The organism is Allobosea sp. 05T422_2, from assembly GCF_056396265.1.
Genome location: NZ_JBFTLD010000123.1, coordinates 1 through 18,742 on the forward strand (window position 1 = coordinate 1; position 18,742 = coordinate 18,742).

At 64.4% G+C, this 18,742-nt stretch carries 18 protein-coding genes; all 18 read left to right on the forward strand.

The genetic code is table 11. The annotated features are described in order from the left end of the window. A partial coding sequence (locus AC1DJT_RS20470) for a heparin lyase I family protein (RefSeq protein WP_476834748.1) occupies positions 1 to 500 on the forward strand: 500 nt, incomplete at its 5' end. 101 nt (positions 501 to 601) lie between these two features. Next, positions 602 to 2,482: an ABC transporter ATP-binding protein gene (locus tag AC1DJT_RS20475; RefSeq protein ID WP_441505686.1), complete on the forward strand. Its 1,881-nt coding sequence runs from the start codon at positions 602 to 604 to the stop codon at positions 2,480 to 2,482. Beyond that, a complete protein-coding gene (locus AC1DJT_RS20480) occupies positions 2,482 to 4,440 on the forward strand; it encodes an ABC transporter substrate-binding protein (RefSeq protein WP_476834749.1) in 1,959 nt (652 codons plus the stop codon). The genes AC1DJT_RS20475 and AC1DJT_RS20480 overlap by 1 nt, the downstream gene beginning before the upstream one ends. A gap of 6 nt (positions 4,441 to 4,446) precedes the next feature. Next, a complete protein-coding gene (locus AC1DJT_RS20485; protein ID WP_476834755.1) occupies positions 4,447 to 5,445 on the forward strand; it encodes an ABC transporter permease in 999 nt (332 codons plus the stop codon). Next, entirely contained in the window at positions 5,442 to 6,617 is a 1,176-nt protein-coding gene (locus AC1DJT_RS20490; protein WP_476834750.1) for an ABC transporter permease, read from the forward strand. The genes AC1DJT_RS20485 and AC1DJT_RS20490 overlap by 4 nt, the downstream gene beginning before the upstream one ends. Before the next feature lie 103 nt (positions 6,618 to 6,720). Further along, positions 6,721 to 7,794: a glycosyltransferase family 4 protein gene (locus tag AC1DJT_RS20495; protein WP_441505689.1), complete on the forward strand. Its 1,074-nt coding sequence runs from the start codon at positions 6,721 to 6,723 to the stop codon at positions 7,792 to 7,794. Next, a complete protein-coding gene (locus AC1DJT_RS20500; RefSeq protein ID WP_441505690.1) occupies positions 7,791 to 8,564 on the forward strand; it encodes a polysaccharide deacetylase family protein in 774 nt (257 codons plus the stop codon). Before AC1DJT_RS20495 ends, AC1DJT_RS20500 begins: the two co-directional genes overlap by 4 nt. Before the next feature lie 152 nt (positions 8,565 to 8,716). Further along, positions 8,717 to 10,000, forward strand: a complete 1,284-nt coding sequence (locus AC1DJT_RS20505; protein WP_441505691.1) for a glycosyltransferase family protein — start codon at positions 8,717 to 8,719, stop codon at positions 9,998 to 10,000. Positions 10,001 to 10,148: 148 nt separating this feature from the next. Continuing rightward, on the forward strand, positions 10,149 to 11,384 hold the full coding sequence (locus AC1DJT_RS20510) for a metal-dependent hydrolase family protein (RefSeq protein WP_476834751.1): 1,236 nt from the start codon (positions 10,149 to 10,151) through the stop codon (positions 11,382 to 11,384). 193 nt (positions 11,385 to 11,577) lie between these two features. Next, entirely contained in the window at positions 11,578 to 12,396 is an 819-nt protein-coding gene (locus AC1DJT_RS20515) for an ABC transporter permease (protein ID WP_244523418.1), read from the forward strand. 3 nt (positions 12,397 to 12,399) lie between these two features. Further along, the gene (locus tag AC1DJT_RS20520; protein ID WP_441493193.1) at positions 12,400 to 13,458 is read left to right on the forward strand and encodes an ABC transporter ATP-binding protein; all 1,059 of its coding nucleotides are present in this window, start codon (positions 12,400 to 12,402) and stop codon (positions 13,456 to 13,458) included. 95 nt (positions 13,459 to 13,553) lie between these two features. Next, a complete protein-coding gene (locus AC1DJT_RS20525) occupies positions 13,554 to 14,600 on the forward strand; it encodes an ABC transporter substrate-binding protein (protein ID WP_441505693.1) in 1,047 nt (348 codons plus the stop codon). Positions 14,601 to 14,607: 7 nt separating this feature from the next. Then, positions 14,608 to 15,480: an ABC transporter permease gene (locus tag AC1DJT_RS20530; protein ID WP_476834752.1), complete on the forward strand. Its 873-nt coding sequence runs from the start codon at positions 14,608 to 14,610 to the stop codon at positions 15,478 to 15,480. Between the two features lie 65 nt (positions 15,481 to 15,545). Continuing rightward, positions 15,546 to 15,734 (forward strand): twin transmembrane helix small protein, encoded by a 189-nt coding sequence (locus AC1DJT_RS20535; RefSeq protein WP_043233987.1) that lies wholly within the window; start codon positions 15,546 to 15,548, stop codon positions 15,732 to 15,734. Between the two features lie 174 nt (positions 15,735 to 15,908). Beyond that, the gene (locus tag AC1DJT_RS20540; RefSeq protein ID WP_441505695.1) at positions 15,909 to 16,499 is read left to right on the forward strand and encodes an acyloxyacyl hydrolase; all 591 of its coding nucleotides are present in this window, start codon (positions 15,909 to 15,911) and stop codon (positions 16,497 to 16,499) included. Positions 16,500 to 16,682: 183 nt separating this feature from the next. Further along, the gene (locus tag AC1DJT_RS20545; protein WP_476834753.1) at positions 16,683 to 17,264 is read left to right on the forward strand and encodes a cob(I)yrinic acid a,c-diamide adenosyltransferase; all 582 of its coding nucleotides are present in this window, start codon (positions 16,683 to 16,685) and stop codon (positions 17,262 to 17,264) included. 8 nt (positions 17,265 to 17,272) lie between these two features. Then, positions 17,273 to 17,968 (forward strand): rhomboid family intramembrane serine protease, encoded by a 696-nt coding sequence (locus AC1DJT_RS20550; protein ID WP_441505697.1) that lies wholly within the window; start codon positions 17,273 to 17,275, stop codon positions 17,966 to 17,968. 144 nt (positions 17,969 to 18,112) lie between these two features. Beyond that, on the forward strand, positions 18,113 to 18,742 hold a 630-nt coding region (locus tag AC1DJT_RS20555), incomplete at its 3' end, for an electron transfer flavoprotein subunit beta/FixA family protein (protein WP_476834754.1).

Below are 18,742 nucleotides of genomic sequence, written 5' to 3' on the forward strand. Positions count from 1 at the left end.
GGCTTGGTGTCACCGTAGAGACCGACATGATCGAGGTCTTTCCGATCGGCGGCGCAGAACGCCCAGACGGCTGCCTCCCCGGAGAGGCCCTGGCCGTGAACCGTCGTGTCGCGCGGCAGACCCGCGCTCTGGTGGCGCTTGAGACCGGCAGCACGCGGGCCGACTACCCCGCCTATTTCAATGCCTGCGCGCCAGGAATCCAGGTGACCCATCACGCCGGGCTGCCGCCTGCTCGCGCGGGCTGGATCGACTTCGTTTTTCGCTCGAGCCCCGGCCCGCAGGGCAACGGCCATGTCGAGATCGTGGCGAACGGCCGACACGTCGCCACGATCAAGGGCCCGATCGGCCATCGCGGCCCAGGCCTCGGAAAGAAGCAGTATTTCAAGTTCGGACCTTACCGCGCCGCCAACACAGGCCCGTGGAGCGTAAGTTACGACGATTTCCGGCGCGGGCCGCGTTGCGCGGATGTCATCCGGAACGGGCAATGTCCGCCGGAATGAGCGCGCGCAAGACAGAGATTGGCAAGACGCAACTTTCCACGTCTAGTGCCAGGGGACCCGGTGACCCGGGAGTGAATACGGGGTTCAGGCGTTAGCAGCTCATGGATATCTTGCGGATCAGCGATTTGCGGATCGGCTTCACGGTGCACGGGTTCGCCCGGGATGTCGTGAAGGGGGTCAGTCTGCGTGTCCCCGCGGGGAAGACAGTTGCCCTTGTCGGCGAGTCCGGATCCGGCAAATCGGTGATCTCGCAGGCGATCATGGGGCTCCTGCCCCGCGCGGGCGCCGTCACCGGCGGAGAGATCCTATTTCGCGATCCGCTCGACCGGAACACCGTGATCGACATTGCGGGCCTGACCGCCGAAGGCGAAGCGATACGCGCGCTGCGCGGCGGCCGTATCGGCATGATCTTCCAGGAGCCGATGTCCTCGCTCTCACCGGTGCACACCATCGGCAACCAGATCGAGGAAGCCCTGCAACTGCATCGCCCGACCGATGATGCTTCGGCACGCCGGCAGATCGAGACGATGCTTCGGCGCGTCGGCTTCAAGGACCCGGTGCGCGCCTACGGCTATTACCCGTTCGAGCTTTCCGGCGGTCTGCGTCAGCGCGCCATGCTCGCCATGGCCCTGATCTGCCAGCCCGCCCTGCTGATCGCGGACGAGCCGACCACTGCTCTTGACGTCACCATCCAGGCCCAGGTGCTCGACCTGATGCGAGATCTCCAGGCCGAGATGGGCATGGCGATCCTGCTCATCACCCATGATCTCGGCGTCGTTGCCAACATGGCCGACGAGGTTGTGGTGATCTATCACGGCGAGATCATGGAAAGCGGTCCTGTCGAGGATATCTTCCGACGTCCGCGACACCCGTATCTCAAAGCGCTGCTGAAAGCCTCGCCGCATTTCGACATGCAGGAGGGCGAGCGGCTGGTCGCATTGCGCGAGGCACGTGCCCAGCCTGTGGCAACGCCGCGTGCCGCCCCGCTCATCTCCCGGCCTGCCAATGCGCCGCCATTGCTGAGCGTGCGCCACCTGCGCAAGACCTACACCACTGGCTCGCGCGGGTTCTTCGGCAAGGGCACCCAGGCTACGGTGCTTGCGGTCGACGATGTCGGGTTCGACATCGCGCGGGGCGAATGCCTCGGCCTTGTCGGCGAGAGCGGCTGCGGCAAGACCACCGTCAGCAAGATCATCATGCGCGCGATCACGCCCGATGCCGGGGCGGTGACCTTCAATGACGGCTTCGGCCCGACAGACGTCCTCTCCCTGCAGGGCGAGGAGCTGCGGCGCTTCCGTCAGCGAGTCCAGATGATCTTCCAGGACCCGGTCTCGTCTCTGTCGCCGCGCATGACCGTCATGAACATCCTGCGCGAGCCGCTGGTGATTCACGAGCGCGGTGACGGCGCCGAGCAGACGGCCCGCGTGCGCAGCCTGATGGAGAGCGTTGGGCTCGATCCGCGCTTCCTCAGCCGTTACCCGCATTCCTTCTCCGGTGGCCAACGTCAGCGCATCGGCATTGCGCGCGCGCTCGCGCTCGACCCGGACCTGATCGTTTGCGACGAACCGGTATCGGCGCTCGATGTCTCGGTGCAGGCGCAGATCCTCAACCTGCTCAAGGACCTACAGGCCGAGCGCGGCCTCACCTTCCTGTTCATCTCGCACAATCTCGCCGTCGTGAACTACATGGCGGACCGGATCGCGGTCATGGCCAATGGCCACATCGTCGAACTCGCGCCGCGCCACGCCCTCTTTGCCTCGCCAGCTCACCCCTATACGAAAGCCCTGCTGCGCTCGGTGCCCTTCGCCGATCTCGACCGCAAGCTCGATTTCAAGCTCGTCGCACCCGGCGGCGCCTCCGATTACAGCCATTGGGCGCCGGCCTTCAGACCGGAACCCGGCGTCAGCCTCGAGCCGCTATCCCTGGGCGAAGGCCACTACGTCCTGGCCCGTCCGGAAGCAAACCACAGGGAGTTGGTCTGATGACATCCCGCCGGCAGCATCCCACACGCCGTGCCGCTCTCTTGCTCGGAGCCGGCGCTCTCGCCGTTCAGGGCCTGCCGCGCGGCGTGCTCGCACGCGAACCCAACCCGATGGATTTCATCGACAGCCCATTCTGGGCCGAGAAGGTGGCGGCAGGCACCATGCCGGTGATCGCGCTTCGCCTGCCGGAAGAGCCCCGCGTGATCGAAGTGTCCGGCCCCGACCGTGTTCCCGGGCGGCATGGTGGCACGATGCGCATGCTGATGGGCGACCAGCGCGACATCAGGATGATGACGCTCTACAGCTATACCCGGCTTCTCGTCTATGACGACAACCTCGAACTCGCGCCGGACATCCTGGAGGCGGTCGACGTCAAGGACGGCCGTGTCTTCACGCTGAAGCTGCGCAAGGGGCATCGCTGGTCGGACGGCAGCCCCTTCACCACGGAGGATTTCCGCTACTGGTGGGAGGATTTCGCCAATAACCGGCGCCTCTCACCTGGCGGGCCGCCCCAGGCGATGCTCGCGGGCGGCGAGAAGCCGGTCTTCGAAGTGCTGAGCGAGACCGAGGTCCGCTACAGCTGGAGCAAGCCGAACCCGGTCTTCCTGCCCTCGCTCGCCGACGCCCAACCGACCTATATCTACATGCCTTCGGGCTACCTGAAGCAGTTCCACGAGCGCTACGCCGACAAGGTCACGCTCTATGCCCGCGTCAAGACGGCGCGCGTCAAGGACTGGGGCTCGCTGCACGAGCGGTTCTCGCGCATGTACAGGCCCGAGAACCCCGATCTGCCGACGCTCGACCCCTGGCGCAATCTGACATCGCTCCCCGCCGAGCAGTTCGCTTTCCAGCGCAACCCCTATTTCCACCGCGTCGACCAGGCCGGGCGGCAGTTGCCCTATGCCGACGAAGTGACAATCACGATTGGCACGAATTCGCTGATCCCCGCGAAGACCGCAGCCGGCGAGAGCGACCTCCAGGCGCGCTATCTCCGTTTCGACAATTACACCTTCCTGAAGGACGCCTCGAAGCGGATGAATTTCGACGTCAGGCTCTGGAAGCGGGCCGAAGGCTCCTGGTTTGCGCTGATGCCGAACCTGAATGCCATCGATCCGATCTGGCGCGATCTCAATCGCGATGTCCGTTACCGCCGCGCCCTCTCCGTCGCGATCAATCGCAAGGACATCAACCAGGTGATCTTCTTTGGCCTTGCCAAGGAAAGCGGCAATACGGCGCTGCCCGAGAGCCCACTTTATGACGCCGCCAACGCCAATATGTGGATGCAGGCTGACCGGGCGCTGGCCAACCGCCTGCTCGACGAGATCGGGCTGACCAAACGTGCCCCGGACGGCATACGGCTCCTTCCCAATGGCCAGCGCCTCGAATTTACCGTGGAAACCGCCGGCGAGAGCACCGAAGAGACGGACATCCTCGACCTGATCAAACAGGATCTGCAGGAGGTCGGGATCAAGATCTATCCCCGCTCGACCCAGCGCGACGTCTTTCGCCGCCGCATCCTGGCCGGCCAGACCGTGATGTCGGCCTGGGCGGGCATGGATAACGCGCTGGTCGCGGCCGAGATGGAACCCGATGCGCTCGCCCCAACGTCGTCGATGCAGTTCAACTGGCCGCGTTGGGGCCAGTTCCTGGAAAGCGGCGGCCGCGAAGGCGAAGAGCCTGACCTGGCCGAAGCGCAGGAACTGGTCAGGCTCTACCAGGCCTGGCGCGTAAGCGTGACCCATGACGAGCGCAGAACGATCTGGCGCGCGATGCTGAGGATCAATGCCGAGCAGCTCTTCACCATCGGCGTGGTCAATGGCACGCTCCAGCCGGTCGTGGTCTCGCGCAATCTGCGCAATGTTCCCGAAAAGGGCYTTTACAGCTTCGAGCCGGGTGCCTTTTTCGGCCGCTACCTGCCCGATACCTTCTGGTTCGACGATGCTCAGGTGAAGAGCTGACCGATGCTGCTGAAATACATCCTCAAGCGCATCCTGCTGATGATACCGACGCTGCTGGTAACCAGCGCGTTGATCTTCACCGTCATCAACCTGCCCGAGGGCGACTATTTCGAGACGCTTGCCGCCGAGATGCAGGCCCAGGGCGAAAAGGCCGACCTCAGCCGCATCGAGTTCCTGAAGACGGAGTATGGCTTCGACAAGCCGCCGATCGAGCGCTATTTCCACTGGGTCACCGGGCTCATGCGCGGCGACATGGGCTATTCCTTCGAATATCAGCGCCCGGTAAGCGAGATCGTCGGGGATCGATTGCTGCTGACGATGATCGTCTCCTTCGTCACCATCATCTTCACCTGGGTCGTCGCCTTCCCGATCGGCATCTATTCCGCCACCCATCAATACAGCTGGGGTGACTACGGCCTCACATTCCTCGGGCTGATCGGGCTTGCCGTGCCGCATTTCCTGCTGGCGCTGGTCTTCATGTATTTCGCCAATGTCTGGTTCGGCACCTCGATCGGGGGGCTCGTCGATCCACAATATCTCAACCAGCCGATGAGCTGGGCAAAGCTCCGCTCGGTGCTGGAGCATCTCTGGATTCCCGTCATCATCATCGGCGCCGGCGGCACCGCCGGCATGATCCGCGCCGTGCGCGCCAACCTGCTCGACGAACTCCAGAAGCAGTACTACGTCACCGCCCGCGCGAAGGGGCTGCCGCCCGGCAAGGCGTTGCGCAAATATCCGCTGCGCATGTCGCTGAATTTCTTCATTTCCGATATCGGCGACATTCTGCCCTCGATCGTCTCCGGCGCGGAGATCGTCGCGATCGTGCTCTCGCTTCAGACGACCGGTCCGCTGCTGATCCGCGCCCTGCAGGCGCAGGACATGTACCTCGCTGGTTCCTTCCTGATGTTCCTCTCGTTCCTCACCGTGATCGGGGTGCTGATCTCGGACATCGCGCTGGCGATCCTCGATCCGCGCATCCGCCTCCRGGGAGCGGCCACCAAGTGAAGCCCGCTCTCCCGCCAGACGGCGCGCCGCTGCTGCATACGGCCTCGACCGCGCCGTTCGAACCCTACGCCGTCGAACGCATGACGCCTGAGCAGGAGCGCGTCTATCTCGCGTCACAATGGCAGTTGATGTGGTGGAAATTCCGCAAGCATCGGCTCGCGGTGATCTCCGGCGTCTTCATCATCCTCATGTATCTGACGGTGATATTCGCCGAGTTCCTGGCGCCCTACCATTACACCACCCGCAATACCGAATTCATCCGCGCCCCGCGGCAGGAGGTGCATCTCTTCCACGAAGGTCGCTTCCTCGGCCCCTTCGTCTATCCCTATACGCAGCGCCTCAACATGGAGAACCTGAAGCGCGAATACGATGTCGACCGCAGCCGGCCGCAGCTGATCCGCTTCTTCTGCCGGGGCGACGACTACGATTTCTGGCGCCTGGTACCGGGCAACCTTCACCTCGTCTGCCCTCCCAAGGACGGCACGCTGTTTCTCCTCGGCACCGATCGGCTCGGGCGCGACATGCTCTCGCGCATCATCTATGGCGGCCGCATCTCGCTCAGCATCGGCCTGCTCGGGGTCGGTGTCAGCTTCATCCTCGGCGTCATCATCGGCGGTATCGCCGGCTATTACGGCGGCAAGATCGATCTCTTCATCCAGCGCGTGATCGAAATCGTGCAGTCCCTGCCGCATATCCCGCTCTGGCTCGCGCTGGCCTCGATCATGCCGCCATCCTGGAGCCCGCTGCTCGTCTATTTCGGCATCACGATGATTCTCGGCCTGATGGACTGGACCGGTCTTGCCCGCGCGGTCCGCTCGAAACTGCTCTCGCTGCGCGAGGAAGACTATGTCGTCGCCGCCCAGCTGATGGGCGCCAAGCCTGCGCGGATCATCGGCCTGCACCTCGTGCCGGGCTTCATGAGCCATCTCATCGCCTCGGCCACCATCACCGTGCCGAAAACGATCCTGGGCGAGACGGCGCTCAGCTTCCTCGGACTTGGACTCAGGCCACCGATCACCAGCTGGGGCGTGATGCTGAACGAKGCGCAGAACGTCAATGTTGTGGCGCTCTATCCCTGGTTGCTCTATCCGGTCGTTCCGGTGATCCTGATCATCCTGGCCTTCAACTTCCTTGGCGACGGCTTGCGCGATGCGGCCGATCCCTACCGCTGAGCGCGCCGCCACCTCCTGCTCGCGGACCTGACATCCTGTGCGGATCGCATTTCACACGCCGCTCAATGCGTATGAGGACGGCAGGATTTCCGGTGACCGGCGCATGGCGCACCAGCTCGTCGAGGCGATGACACGGCTCGGCCATGCCGTCGCCCCGATCGCGGATGCGCGCTCCTATATGCGCAGCGCGGAGCCCGCGCTCCTGGATCAGCGCCTCGCCGAGGCGGCCGGCCGGCGCGATGCCTTGCTGGCCGCCTGGGAGACCAATGGCAACCGGCCGGGGCTCTGGTTCACCTATCACAGCTATTACAAGGCCCCCGACCTCCTGGGGCCCGAGATCACGAAGCGGCTCGACATTCCCTATGTCGTCGCCGAGGCAAGCGATTCCGGCCGGCGCTCCGAAGGKGAATGGGCCCGGCATGTCGCACTCGCAAGGCGCGGCTTCCGCGCTGCCGATCTGCATTTTTGCTTCACCGAGCGTGATCGTGGTGGCGTCGAGGCCCGCTCCTCGGACCGCACGCAATTCCTCGAGCTGCCCCCCTTCATCGCGTTGGAGCCCTCCACTCCCCACCGCCGATCCGGTGCCGCAGCCACGCGCCTGATCACCGTCGCGATGATGCGTCCAGGCGTTAAGCTCGAAAGCTATCAAGCGCTTGCCGCCAGCCTCGCCCGCCTGATCGATCGTCCCTGGACGCTCACCATCATTGGCGATGGACCCGTGCGCGATCAGGTCGAAGTGGCCTTCGCGCCCCTCCCGCGCGAGCGCATCGAATGGCGCGGTGCGCTGGATCGCCCTGCCGTCGGCGCGGCGCTGGCGGAGCATGACATATTTGTGTGGCCCGGCATCGGCGAAGCCTATGGCCTGGTCTATCTCGAAGCCCAGGCTGCGGGTCTCCCGGTCGTCGCCTTCGACAGTGGCGGCGTCGCAGCCACCGTCCGAAATGGAGAGACCGCGATCCTGGTGCAGGATGGCGACCTCGCGGCTTTGGCAACAGCGTTGGCGGAGCTCATCGAGAACACGAACCGGCGCGAAGATATGGGTCGCGCCGCGCGAAACTTCGTCTTGCGGGAACGGACGCTCGACCGGACGAGCGAGATCATCTCGCACGGCCTCGCATTGGCGCAGGCGGCTCGCGCCGCATATCGGGTCGCGCGCGCGGAATCGACCGGGCCATGAGCACCCCGCTCTGGGCTCCGCTTCTCGCCGAACTCGACCGCTGGAGCACGCAGGGCCGGCGCCTTCAGCTCTGGCTTCGCGATGACGACGCGATCGCGCCAAGCCCGCAGCTCGACAGGCTGGCAGCCCTGGCCGAACATTTCGATGCGCCCGTGCTACTCGCGGTCATCCCCTTCCTGGCGCAACCCGCTCTCTGCGAGCGCTTGCGGAGCGCCCCGCTCCTAATGCCCTGCCAGCATGGCACCTGGCACCGCAATCACGCCCCCCAGGGCGAGAAGAAGTCGGAGTTCGGAAGCCACCGGTCTCGGGACATCATTGGCGCAGAGATCGCGGCTGGGCGACGCCGGCTTATGGATCTGTTTGGCCCGACCCTGCTGCCGGTCTTCGTCCCCCCGTGGAACCGGATCGACAGGGATATCGCGGCAGGCTTGCCGGAGCTCGGCTTCAGCGGGCTCTCCTGCTTCCGCCATTTCGGCTTCGCGGCTCCCCGCGGGTTTTCCGTCGTCAACACCCAGATCGACATCATCGACTGGCATGGCGGGCGCATTGGTCGCCCGGCCCCCGCCATTGCCGAGGAGATCGTCACGGAACTCACACGAAGACGTGAGGCTGGAATAGGCAACAGCCCACTTGGCCTGTTGCTGCATCACCGCGACCATGATGACGGGGCCTGGGCCGTTCTCGATGCCTTGCTCGGCTCAATGGTCCATCACCCCGCCGTGGAGTTGGTCGGCCTTCGACAGTTGTTTTCAGGCTCGAACACTGCCTAGAGTGAAGCTGCGACGCTGGGTGAGCGTCCGCCACCTGGCCAAGCCGGACTTGGATGGACGCGCGTGTGGCGCTATATCCGAATCCGAACAATTCTAGGTGCGTTCGCCCTCGCTCGAGGTCGTTTGGCCGTTTCGCGGAGGGCGAGCCGTCTATGCCGTATAACGTCATCGACATCGGCGGTGCCGACCGCGCGCCGCGCAGCCCTCAGGCCCCGAGGGTGCTGATCTACAGCCACGACACCTTCGGGCTCGGCCATATCCGCCGCTGCCGCGCGATCGCCAATTCCCTGGTCGCCAGCTATTCTCATATATCAGTGATCATCGTCTCGGGCTCGTCGATGATCTCGAGCTTCCAGTTCGGCGACGGCGTCGACTATGTCCGCGTTCCCGGCGTCGAGAAACAGGATGACGGGGGCTACGCCCCGCATCATCTCAATCTCGATCTCGGCGACACGCTGCGCCTGCGCGCCGACCTGATCAGACAGACCGTGCTGTCCTTCGATCCGGACGTCGTGATCGTCGACAAGGAGCCCGTGGGCTTGCGCGGCGAACTCTTGTCTTCACTCGAGATCCTGCGCCGGCGCGGTGCCCGCATCGTGCTCGGTCTGCGCGACGTGCTCGACGAGCCGAGCAAGGTCCTCGAGGAGTGGCGACATAGCGGCGCGCTCGAGGCACTGGGTTCGGTCTATGACGATATCTTCGTCTATGGGCTGGAAAGCGTCTATCAGCCGCTTCAGGGCCTGCCCGACCAGCATCTCTTCGCCGACAAGATCCGCTATACCGGCTATCTCAAGCGCGCCGTGCCAAGCCCGATGCCGCCGACCCGTCACCCGAAGATCACCAAGGGCCCTTTCATCCTGGTCACCCCCGGCGGCGGCGGGGACGGCATGGGCCTGACCGACTGGGTGATTTCGGCCTACGAATCCGACCCGACGATCGAGCTGCCGGCGCTGATCGTGTTCGGCCCGTTCATGTCGCGCGAGAAGCGCAAGGATTTCGCCGAGCGGATCGCTCGCATCCCGAAGCTCGAAGGCCTCGGTTTCGAGCCGCGCCTCGAACTCCTGATGAATCGCGCTCACTGCGTGGTCGCCATGGGCGGCTACAACACCTTTTGCGAGATCCTCTCCTTCGACAAGCCGGCGCTGATCGTGCCGCGCGTCCGGCCACGGCGGGAGCAGAGCATCCGCGCCGAACGCGCCGACAGCCTTAAGCTCGCCACCATGCTGCACGATCCGCTTCAGGATGGTCAGGCTACGCGCGATCCGGCGATCATGGCTGCCGCCCTTCACGCCCTGCCCAAGCGCATGCCGCCGTCTCAGGCCTTCGTCCCGAGCCTGCTCGACGGCCTGCCCGCCATCAACCGCGCGCTTGCCGACGATCTCTCGATGCCGATCCGCGGCCGGGCGCTGGCCCAGAACAGCGCGGCGGTCAGCTGAGCCTCGCACGGGCCGTGCTCCACGGCTGTGAAGACCGCCCGAATTCGCTTGAGAAAATGGGCTGACAAGGCTGCGGAAACTTCGCAATATATCAGCCGGGGAGAATGACGGCGCCGCAACGGCGCCTCTTCATGGGAGATCGTTCTCGATGGCGCAGCTGCTGTTCAAGAATTTCGCCATGCTCGAGCCCGACCATGGCGAATTGCGCCGCGGCTACGAATTGCTGGTCGAAGGCGATACGATCCGCGAGGTCTCCGACAAGCCGATCAAGACGGCCAAGGCTGATGTGATCGATTGTGGCGAGCGTACCCTGATGCCCGGCCTGATCGACAGCCATGTCCATGTCTTCCTCTCGGAAGTCTATATCCGCGCCATGGAAAGCATGCCGCTGACCCTGATGACGGCCCGCTCCGTCCGGCTGATGAAGGGCATGATCGATCGCGGCTTCACCTCGGTGCGCGACACCGGCGGCGCCGATTGGGGCATCAAGGAAGCCGTCGAAAAKGGCGATATCCCGGCTCCGCGCCTGTTCATCGCCGGCCAGGCGATCGGCCCGACCGGAGGCCACAGCGACCCGCGCCGGCGCACGGATTTCGGCGCCCGCTGCCATTGCTGCAACGCCATGGCCTATACGATGAACGTCTCCGACGGCGTTTCCGCGGTGAAGAAGTCCGTGCGCGAGCAGATGCGGCTCGGTGCCGACCACATCAAGATCATGATGTCGGGCGGAGTCGCGTCGCCCTATGATCCGCTGGATTCGATGCAGTTCAGCGTCGACGAGGTGAAGGCGGCCGTCGAGGAGGCCAAGGCATTTGGCCGCTATGTCTGCGCCCATGCCTACACGCCTGAAGCGATCACCCGTGCCGCGCAATGTGGCGTTCGTGCCATCGAGCACGGCAATCTGATCGACGAGGCCTCCGCCAAACTGATGGCGGAGAACAATATGGTGCTCACCGCCAATCTCGTCGCCTATTACGCGATGAAGGAGCGTGCGGCCGAGTTCGGCATGACGGGGGATATGCTGGCCAAGAACGATCTGGTCATCGATGGCGGCCTGCGTTCGCTCGAGATCTGCAAGCGCGCCGGGGTTCCCGTCGCCTATGGCAGCGATCTGCTCGGCCAGCTCCAGGTCGATCAATCCCGCGAGTTCCTGCTGCGCAGCGAGGTTCTCTCGCCGATCGAGATCATTCGCTCCGCGACGACCGTCGGCGCCCATCTGCTACGGATGGAGGGCAAGCTTGGCACGCTGCGTGCAGGCGCCTTTGCCGACATCATCCTGGTCGATGGTGACCCGTTGAAAGACCTCGGCCTCTTCCAGAACCAGGGCGCGGCTCTGTCGGCGATCATGAAGGGCGGGAACTTCCACAAGAACCGCCTGCAGTGAGAATCGGGCGGCGACAATGGGTCGACAAAAACCGGCTTGATTGTTTGTAAGTTGAGCCGCAGCCTGCTGTCGGAGCGGATCGAAGGGCGGAGGGCATGGCAGTGACGAGCCGGCGGCAATCGCAGAGCGACCACAACACAACACGCCCGGCGTGGTCATCGCGGCTGGCCGATGGCCGGGCTGGATTCGCCGCTTGAGCGCCGCCCAGCGCCCAAGCTTCGGCCGAATCGCGCTGAATGGCGCTGCCGGCCTGTCGTTAGGCTTCATCCTGCTGCCGCTGGTCTTCGTGATCTGGCTCGCCTTCTTCCGGCAGGAGATTCCGTCCTTCCCGCCCGAAGGCTACTCCCTGAAATGGTTTGCGGCCGTTCCCGGGCAGAAGGCCTTTGTCGACGGCTTCATTCTCAGCCTGCAGGTCGGCGTGCTGGCGACCTTGATCGGACTGGCGCTCGGGGTCCCGGCGAGCCTAGCGCTCGTCCGCCACCGCATCCCTCTAGGCCCGCTGGTGAATACCCTGTTGCTGCTGCCGCTGGTGATGCCGGGCATCGTGCTCGGCACCGCACTCTATGTCTTCCAGATCGAAACCGAGATCGCGACCGGCTGGCCGGTCCTGGGCTCGGCGGGCGGCCTCATCGCGGCCCATACGCTCGTGGTCGTGCCCTGGGTCGTCAGGCTGGTCACGGCAAGCCTTGCCGGCTTCGACCGCACCATCGAGGAAGCTGCTCAGAATTTGGGCGCCGGTCCCTGGAAGACCTTCTGGCGCGTCACCTTGCCAAGCATCCGGCCGGGTATCGTGGCAGCCGGCCTGTTCGGCTTCGTCACCTCTTTCGGCAATCTCGAAATGAGCCTGTTCCTCGTCGGACCGGGCCGCACGACCCTGCCGATCGCGATCCTGCAATATCTCGAATGGAAGATCGATCCGACGGTTGCTGCCGCCTCCGTCATCCAGATCGTTCTGATCGGCACCGCGATGATCATCACCGACCGTTACGTCAAGCTGAGCCGGGTGGTCTGACCCATGGCACGGCTCTCGCTCACCCATCTCCAGAAGGTCTATGGCGACTTCAACGCCGTCGACGACGTCACCATCGACATCGCCGATGGCGAGTTCCTGGTCCTGCTCGGTCCGTCCGGCTGCGGCAAGACCACGACCTTGCGCATGGTCGCCGGTTTTGTGCCGCCGAGCGCCGGCACGATCACCATCGGCGAGCGCGACGTCACCGTGCTGCCGCCCTGGAAGCGCAATTGCGGCCTGGTCTTCCAGAGCTACGCATTGTTCCCCCATCTGACCGTCGCCGAGAACGTCGCCTTCAGCCTCGAGATGCGCAAGGTCCCTCCCGCCGACCGCGCCCCGCGCGTCGCGGAGGCGCTCCGTCTCGTGCAGCTTTCAGGCTTCGACGAGCGTTACCCGCGCCAGCTCTCGGGGGGGCAGCAGCAGCGAGTGGCGCTCGCCCGCGCGCTTGCGATGCAACCCGACGTGCTGCTGCTCGACGAGCCTCTCTCCAATCTCGACGCGAAACTCCGGCAGGAGGTCCGGGTCGAGATCCGCGACCTGCAGCGCAAGCTCGGCCTCACCACGATCATGGTCACTCACGACCAGGAGGAGGCGCTCACCATGGCTGACCGGCTGGTGGTGATGGAGAAGGGCAAGGTCCGGCAGATCGGCAACCAGCGCGAACTCTACGAGAAGCCGGCGGACCGCTTCGTCGCGGGCTTCATTGGCCGCAGCGCCTTCCTCGACGGGGAAACCACAACGCCTGGCCGCTTCCGCAGCCTCGGCGGGCTCGACATCACTGTCGGCGCGGCGAGTGGCACGGGAGCGGCGACACTCGCGCTTCGACCAGAGCGCATCTCGGTGGCAGCCGAGGCCGGAGCGTGCGTCAATCGCTTCGAGGCCCGTGTCGAGCACGTCTCCTATCTCGGCGCGCTGCTCGATATCGATGTCCGTCTCTCCGAGCACGACCGGATGCTGCTGCAGCTCCCGAACCGCCAAGGCAGCATCGAGCCGAAGCCGGGCGACACTATCACGATAGGCTGGGCCGAAGACGCCGGGCTCGTCTATCCGCGCGAGCCGTAAGGCCATGATCGGGAAAGGCGCATTGCGGCTCTCCGTCCGAACATGGCTCGATCACGGTCTCTAGCTCGACAGGCGTCCAACAGGGGAGAACTCATATGAACTCGATCAACAGGCGCCATGTCCTGCAAGGTCTCGCGGCGGGAGCAAGCGCCGCGGCGCTGGGCGGTCCGGCCTTGGCCCAGTCAGGCGGCAAGGTCGTGGTCGGAACCTGGGGCGGCGACTATGCCCGCCTCCTCACCAAGAACATCGAGGACCCGATCCTCAAGCCCAAGGGCATCGAGGTCCTGCAGGACCAGGCCGGCGACGCCCCACGCCGCGCCAAGATGGTCGCCGAGCGTCGCCTGCCGCGCGGCACGGTCGACATCCACGGGCTCTCGGCCGCCAACATGTACGAGATGAACGAGGCCGGCGTCGTGGAGCAGCTCGACTTCTCCAAGATCCCGAACGCCAAGAACCTGCTGCCGACGATGAAGTACCCCTATGGCATCGGGCACATCTATTCCGGCAACGTCGTCATCTACAATCCCAAGCTGATCAGCCCCGCGCCGACCGGTTTCAAGGATTGGCTCGACCCGAAATGGGGCAACAAGATCGGCTTCATCGACATTCAGTATCAGTCGATCATGGTCGCCGCCTCGATGGCCGCAACGAACGGCGCCAGCATGAACGACCTCGACAAGGCGAAGGAGGTTCTGCTCGCCGTCAAGAAGACGGGCGCGCGCGTCTACCCGACGAACGAGGCCTTCGCCCAGGCCATGAAGAACGAGGAGGTTGGCATCAGCGCGATCTGGAAAGCGCGCGTCGTCCAGTGGCAGGATGCCGGCATTCCCTGCGAGGCGGTTTCCCCGGTTGAAGGCATCCCGGCCTATGTCTCCGGTTTCGTCATCCCGAAGAATGCTCCGAACAAGGAGAATGCCTACGCCTATATGAACGCCATGCTCGAGAAGGCGCCTCAGGAGGCCTTCGCAGTCGATATGGGCTATAACGGCACTGTGACCGGTCTCAATGTCGCGGCCGCCCTGCAGAAGCGCATCGGCTTCACGCCCGAAGAGGAAAAGCGCCTCAAGGATCTCGACTACGGCTTCCTCGCCAAGAACGATTCGGCGATGAAGGAGTGGTGGGACAAGGTCTTCAAGGCGTGATGCGGCCATGAGCACGACTGCCCCCGAAGCTGTTGCGGGCGGCCGCACCGGACTTGCCGGGGCGCTCGTCGTGCCGGCGACCATCTTCGTCGCGATCGGGCTGATCGGCCCGGTCGCGATCCTGTTCCGCTATTCGCTGAACCAGTTCATTCCGGGCCAGTTCATGGTCGACGGACTGACCATCGAGAACTACGTCAAGTTCTTCACCGACACCTATTATCTCAACGTGCTCATGCGCACCGTGCGCGTCGCGGTAATCTGCACCATCGCTTGCCTGATCATGGGCTTCCCCCTGGCCTATGTGCTGGCGCGCACCGAAAGCCGGTTCAAGAACCTGCTGATCATGGCCGTCGTGCTCCCCCTGTTCGTCGGCAACGCGGTTCGTGCCGCCGGCTGGATGACCGCTTTTGGCAACAAAGGCGCGCTCAACGCCTCCCTGATGGGGCTCGGCCTGATCAATCAGCCGATCGAGATCATGTTCACCGAGACGGCCGTGATCATCGGCATCGTCGCGGTCAACCTGCCCTTCATGGTGCTGACCCTGCAGAGCGTCATCGAAGGTATCAACCGCAATGTCGAGGAGGCAGCGTTCAGCCTGGGCGCCGGCCCCGTCGCGATGTTCCGCCGCGTCCTCTGGCCACTGGCACTCCCGGGGATTCTCGCTGGCACGATCCTGACCTTCATCCTGGCGATGAATGCCTATGCGACCCCAGTTCTGCTCGGAGGCCCGAAGTTCCAGACGATGGGGCCACTCGTCTATGGCCAATTCGCGCAACAGAACAACTGGCCCTTCGGCGGTGCGATTTCCTTCATCCTGATGACGGCGACGCTCCTGCTGACCGTGGMGGCCCACCTGATCGTGCAGCGGCGTTATCGCTGAGGGCGCCGCCGGTCTCAGTGGCGCTTCCACTGGTCAAGCGCGCGGCGGCACTCTAAATCTCGCGCATGACCATTTCCGGATCGCTCGTCCCCATCGCAGTCGGCGCCGTCGCCCTGGTGCTGCTGCTGGGTCTCGCCAACATGCTGCGCGGCGGTAGCGCCAACACATCGCAGAACCTGATGCGACTGCGCGTGGTGCTGCAATTCGTCGCGATTCTGGTGATCATCGGCGTGCTCTGGTGGCGCGGAGGCTGAGCCCGTCTCACTTTTCAGCGGACGCGACAGCTCTGACTGACGGTGCGTAAGCTTTTGATAAATCAGATATTCTGCATAACCCTCCAGGGGTCCCAACCGCGCTTGCCGCATTCTGGACACGAGTCTATGCGTTTCACTAACGTCCGTTCAAACGATAAAAAGAACCTGTAGCCCATGCCGCGCGTCGCGTTGCTGATCCTTGCCGGCTTCCTGGCTGCCTCGCCTGCCCAGTCGCAGTCGCAGGCCTTGCCTTCCGGAGTTTCCAGCTACGCCCCCGCAACCGAAACCCCCGTTCCGTCCTGGGAAGCGCGCCTCGGCATTGCACCGGCGAATCCGAGCGGCCGCGAAAGCGGACTGCTGAACTTCAATGGCGAGGTGGTGACGCCGCGCGTCATCCCGCTTAATGACCGCATCGCCTCGGCCTTCGTGCCGCGCTTCCATCTTGGCTCCAGCATCAATTTCAATGGCACGCGCTATGCCTATGCGGGCGCGACCTGGACCGTCGATCTCTCGAAGAATGTCTTCGTCGAAGCCAGCTTCGGCGCCGCCGTCAATGACGGCAAGACCGGTGCGGTCGTCCCGGAGAACCGACTCGTCGTCGGCTGCGATACCGGCACGCGCGGTGCTGCGGCGCTCGGTGTTCGCCTCAGCGATCGCTGGAGTCTGATCGCGACGCTCGAACAATTCGGCACCACCGGCTGCTCCGACAAGGACAAGCCACGCGGCCCGGCCAATTTCGGCGCCAAGCTCGGCTACACCTTCTGACCCTTCGCTGGAGCATCGGCCCGAAGAGCGGATTGCGGCTTTCGGGAATGCTGACGCGGACACAGAAAGTTGGATCGCCTGACCGGATAAGAGTTTCGGTCCGATGATCGAAAGCATCTCGGCAGGGTGGAGGCTGTGGTGCTCCAAGCCTTTCGTTGCGGACGCGACGCGCTATAACGCGTCATGGTCAAGCTGAATCGCATCTATACGCGCACTGGGGATAACGGCACGACCGGGCTCGCAACCGGCCCACGCCGGCCGAAATACGACTTGCGCGTCGCAGCCTATGGCACCGTCGACGAGACCAATGCCTGCGTCGGACTGGCACGGCTGCATGCAGCAACCGAGGATGGCGAGGTCGATGCCATGCTCGGACGGATCGCCAACGATCTTTTCGACCTCGGAGCCGATCTCTCGACGCCCGACACCGGCGAGACGCTCGCCTATGAGCCGCTGCGCATCGTCCAGGCCCAGGTCGACCGCCTCGAAGCGGAAATCGATCAGCTGAACGCGGCGCTCGCCCCGTTGCGCTCCTTCGTCCTGCCCGGCGGAACACCGGCAGCCGCCTATCTTCACCTCGCCCGCACGGTCAGCCGGAGGGCCGAACGCCTGATGGTCGAGCTCGCCCAGACCGAGGGGGAGCGCGTCTCCGCGCCGGCGCTGAAATACATCAACCGGCTTTCGGACTTCCTCTTCGTTGCCTCCCGTTTCCTCAATGCCAGGGCCGGGGGCGATGTGCTCTGGGTTCCYRGGCAGAACCGCTAGAGCCGGACATGTTCGTACCGCTGCATGACGGCGTTCCGCTGCGCTTCATGCGCGCGCCCTATGTKACCTATGCCCTGATCAGTGCCTGCATCGGCATCCATCTCGCGATCTGGATCCTGCACGAACCGCCGGGAGAGATCGCCGTCATGGCCGGCTTCGGCCTGATCCCCTCCGTCTTCTTCGGCACCGCGCAACTGCCCATCGAGATCATGCAGGCTCCGGCCTGGCTGACGCTGTTCAGCAATGTGCTGCTGCATGCGAGCTTCGCCCATCTCGTCGGCAACATGCTGTTCCTCTGGGTCTTCGGCGACAATGTCGAGGACGCGATGGGCCATTTCCGCTTTCTGGCCTTCTTCTTTCTTTGCGGCCTGGCCGGGTCGCTGGCGCATGCCGTCATGAATCCTGGGTCGGAGCAGCCGCTGATCGGCGCATCGGGCGCGATCTCGGGCGTTATCGCCTCCTATCTGATGCTCTATCCGCAGGTCCGGATCTGGGGCCTCGCCTTCAAATGGATCCCGCTGCACGTCCCGGCGATGTACGCGCTCGGCGCCTGGATCCTCTTCCAGTTCATGTCAGCCTTCGTCGACCCACAGGGCAATGTCGGCTGGTGGGCGCATCTGGGCGGGCTTGCGACCGGCGCGGCGCTGACCCCGATCTTCATCCATCGCGGCGTTGGGCTGTTCGGGCGCGCTGCAAGAGGGTGACGCCCGCGACTTTGGCGGCGTTGACAAGCCTAAACAGCCATCGCTACGGTCCCCCGGCATTCCAGCCGAGAGCCACGATGCCGTCATCCTGCCGCGTCGCGCGGCGCGGCCTCGATCGTATCTCTCCCGAACGGTGAAGCGACGATGAAGATCCTTGTKCCCGTCAAGCGGGTTGTCGACTACAATGTGAAGATCCGCGTGAAGGCGGACGGCTCCGGCGTCGAGCTTGCCAATGTCAAGATGTCGATGAATCCGTTCGATGAGATCGCCGTCGAGGAAGCGTTGCGGCTGAAGGAAGCCGGCAAGGCGACCGAGGTCATCGTCGTCTCGATCGGCCCGGCGCAGGCCGCGGAAACCATCCGCACGGGTCTCGCCATGGGTGCCGATCGCGGCATCCTGGTGAAGGCCGAGGGCACGATCGAGCCGCTCGCCGTCGCCAAGCTCCTGAAGAAGATCGTCGAGCAGGAAAGCCCTCAGCTCGTCATTCTCGGCAAGCAGGCGATCGACGACGACTGCAACCAGACCGGCCAGATGCTGGCCGCCCTGCTCGGCTGGCCGCAGGGCACCTTCGCCTCCAAGGTGATGATCGGCGATGGCTCGGTCGATGTCACCCGCGAGGTCGATGGCGGCCTGCAGACCGTGGGGCTCAAGCTGCCGGCGATCGTGACCACCGATCTGCGACTGAACGAGCCGCGCTACGCCTCGCTGCCCAACATCATGAAGGCCAAGAAGAAGCCGCTTGATGAGACCACCGCCGAAGCGCTCGGCGTCGAC

Bases quoted from the DNA above. Each gene is read 5' to 3' on its own strand.
- AC1DJT_RS20535 (WP_043233987.1), top strand. From the start codon at position 15,546: ATGACCATTTCCGGATCGCTCGTCCCCATCGCAGTCGGCGCCGTCGCC.
- AC1DJT_RS20500 (WP_441505690.1), top strand. From the start codon at position 7,791: ATGAGCACCCCGCTCTGGGCTCCGCTTCTCGCCGAACTCGACCGCTGG.
- AC1DJT_RS20475 (WP_441505686.1), top strand. From the start codon at position 602: ATGGATATCTTGCGGATCAGCGATTTGCGGATCGGCTTCACGGTGCAC.
- AC1DJT_RS20520 (WP_441493193.1), top strand. From the start codon at position 12,400: ATGGCACGGCTCTCGCTCACCCATCTCCAGAAGGTCTATGGCGACTTC.
- AC1DJT_RS20525 (WP_441505693.1), top strand. From the start codon at position 13,554: ATGAACTCGATCAACAGGCGCCATGTCCTGCAAGGTCTCGCGGCGGGA.
- AC1DJT_RS20505 (WP_441505691.1), top strand. From the start codon at position 8,717: ATGCCGTATAACGTCATCGACATCGGCGGTGCCGACCGCGCGCCGCGC.
- AC1DJT_RS20540 (WP_441505695.1), top strand. From the start codon at position 15,909: ATGCCGCGCGTCGCGTTGCTGATCCTTGCCGGCTTCCTGGCTGCCTCG.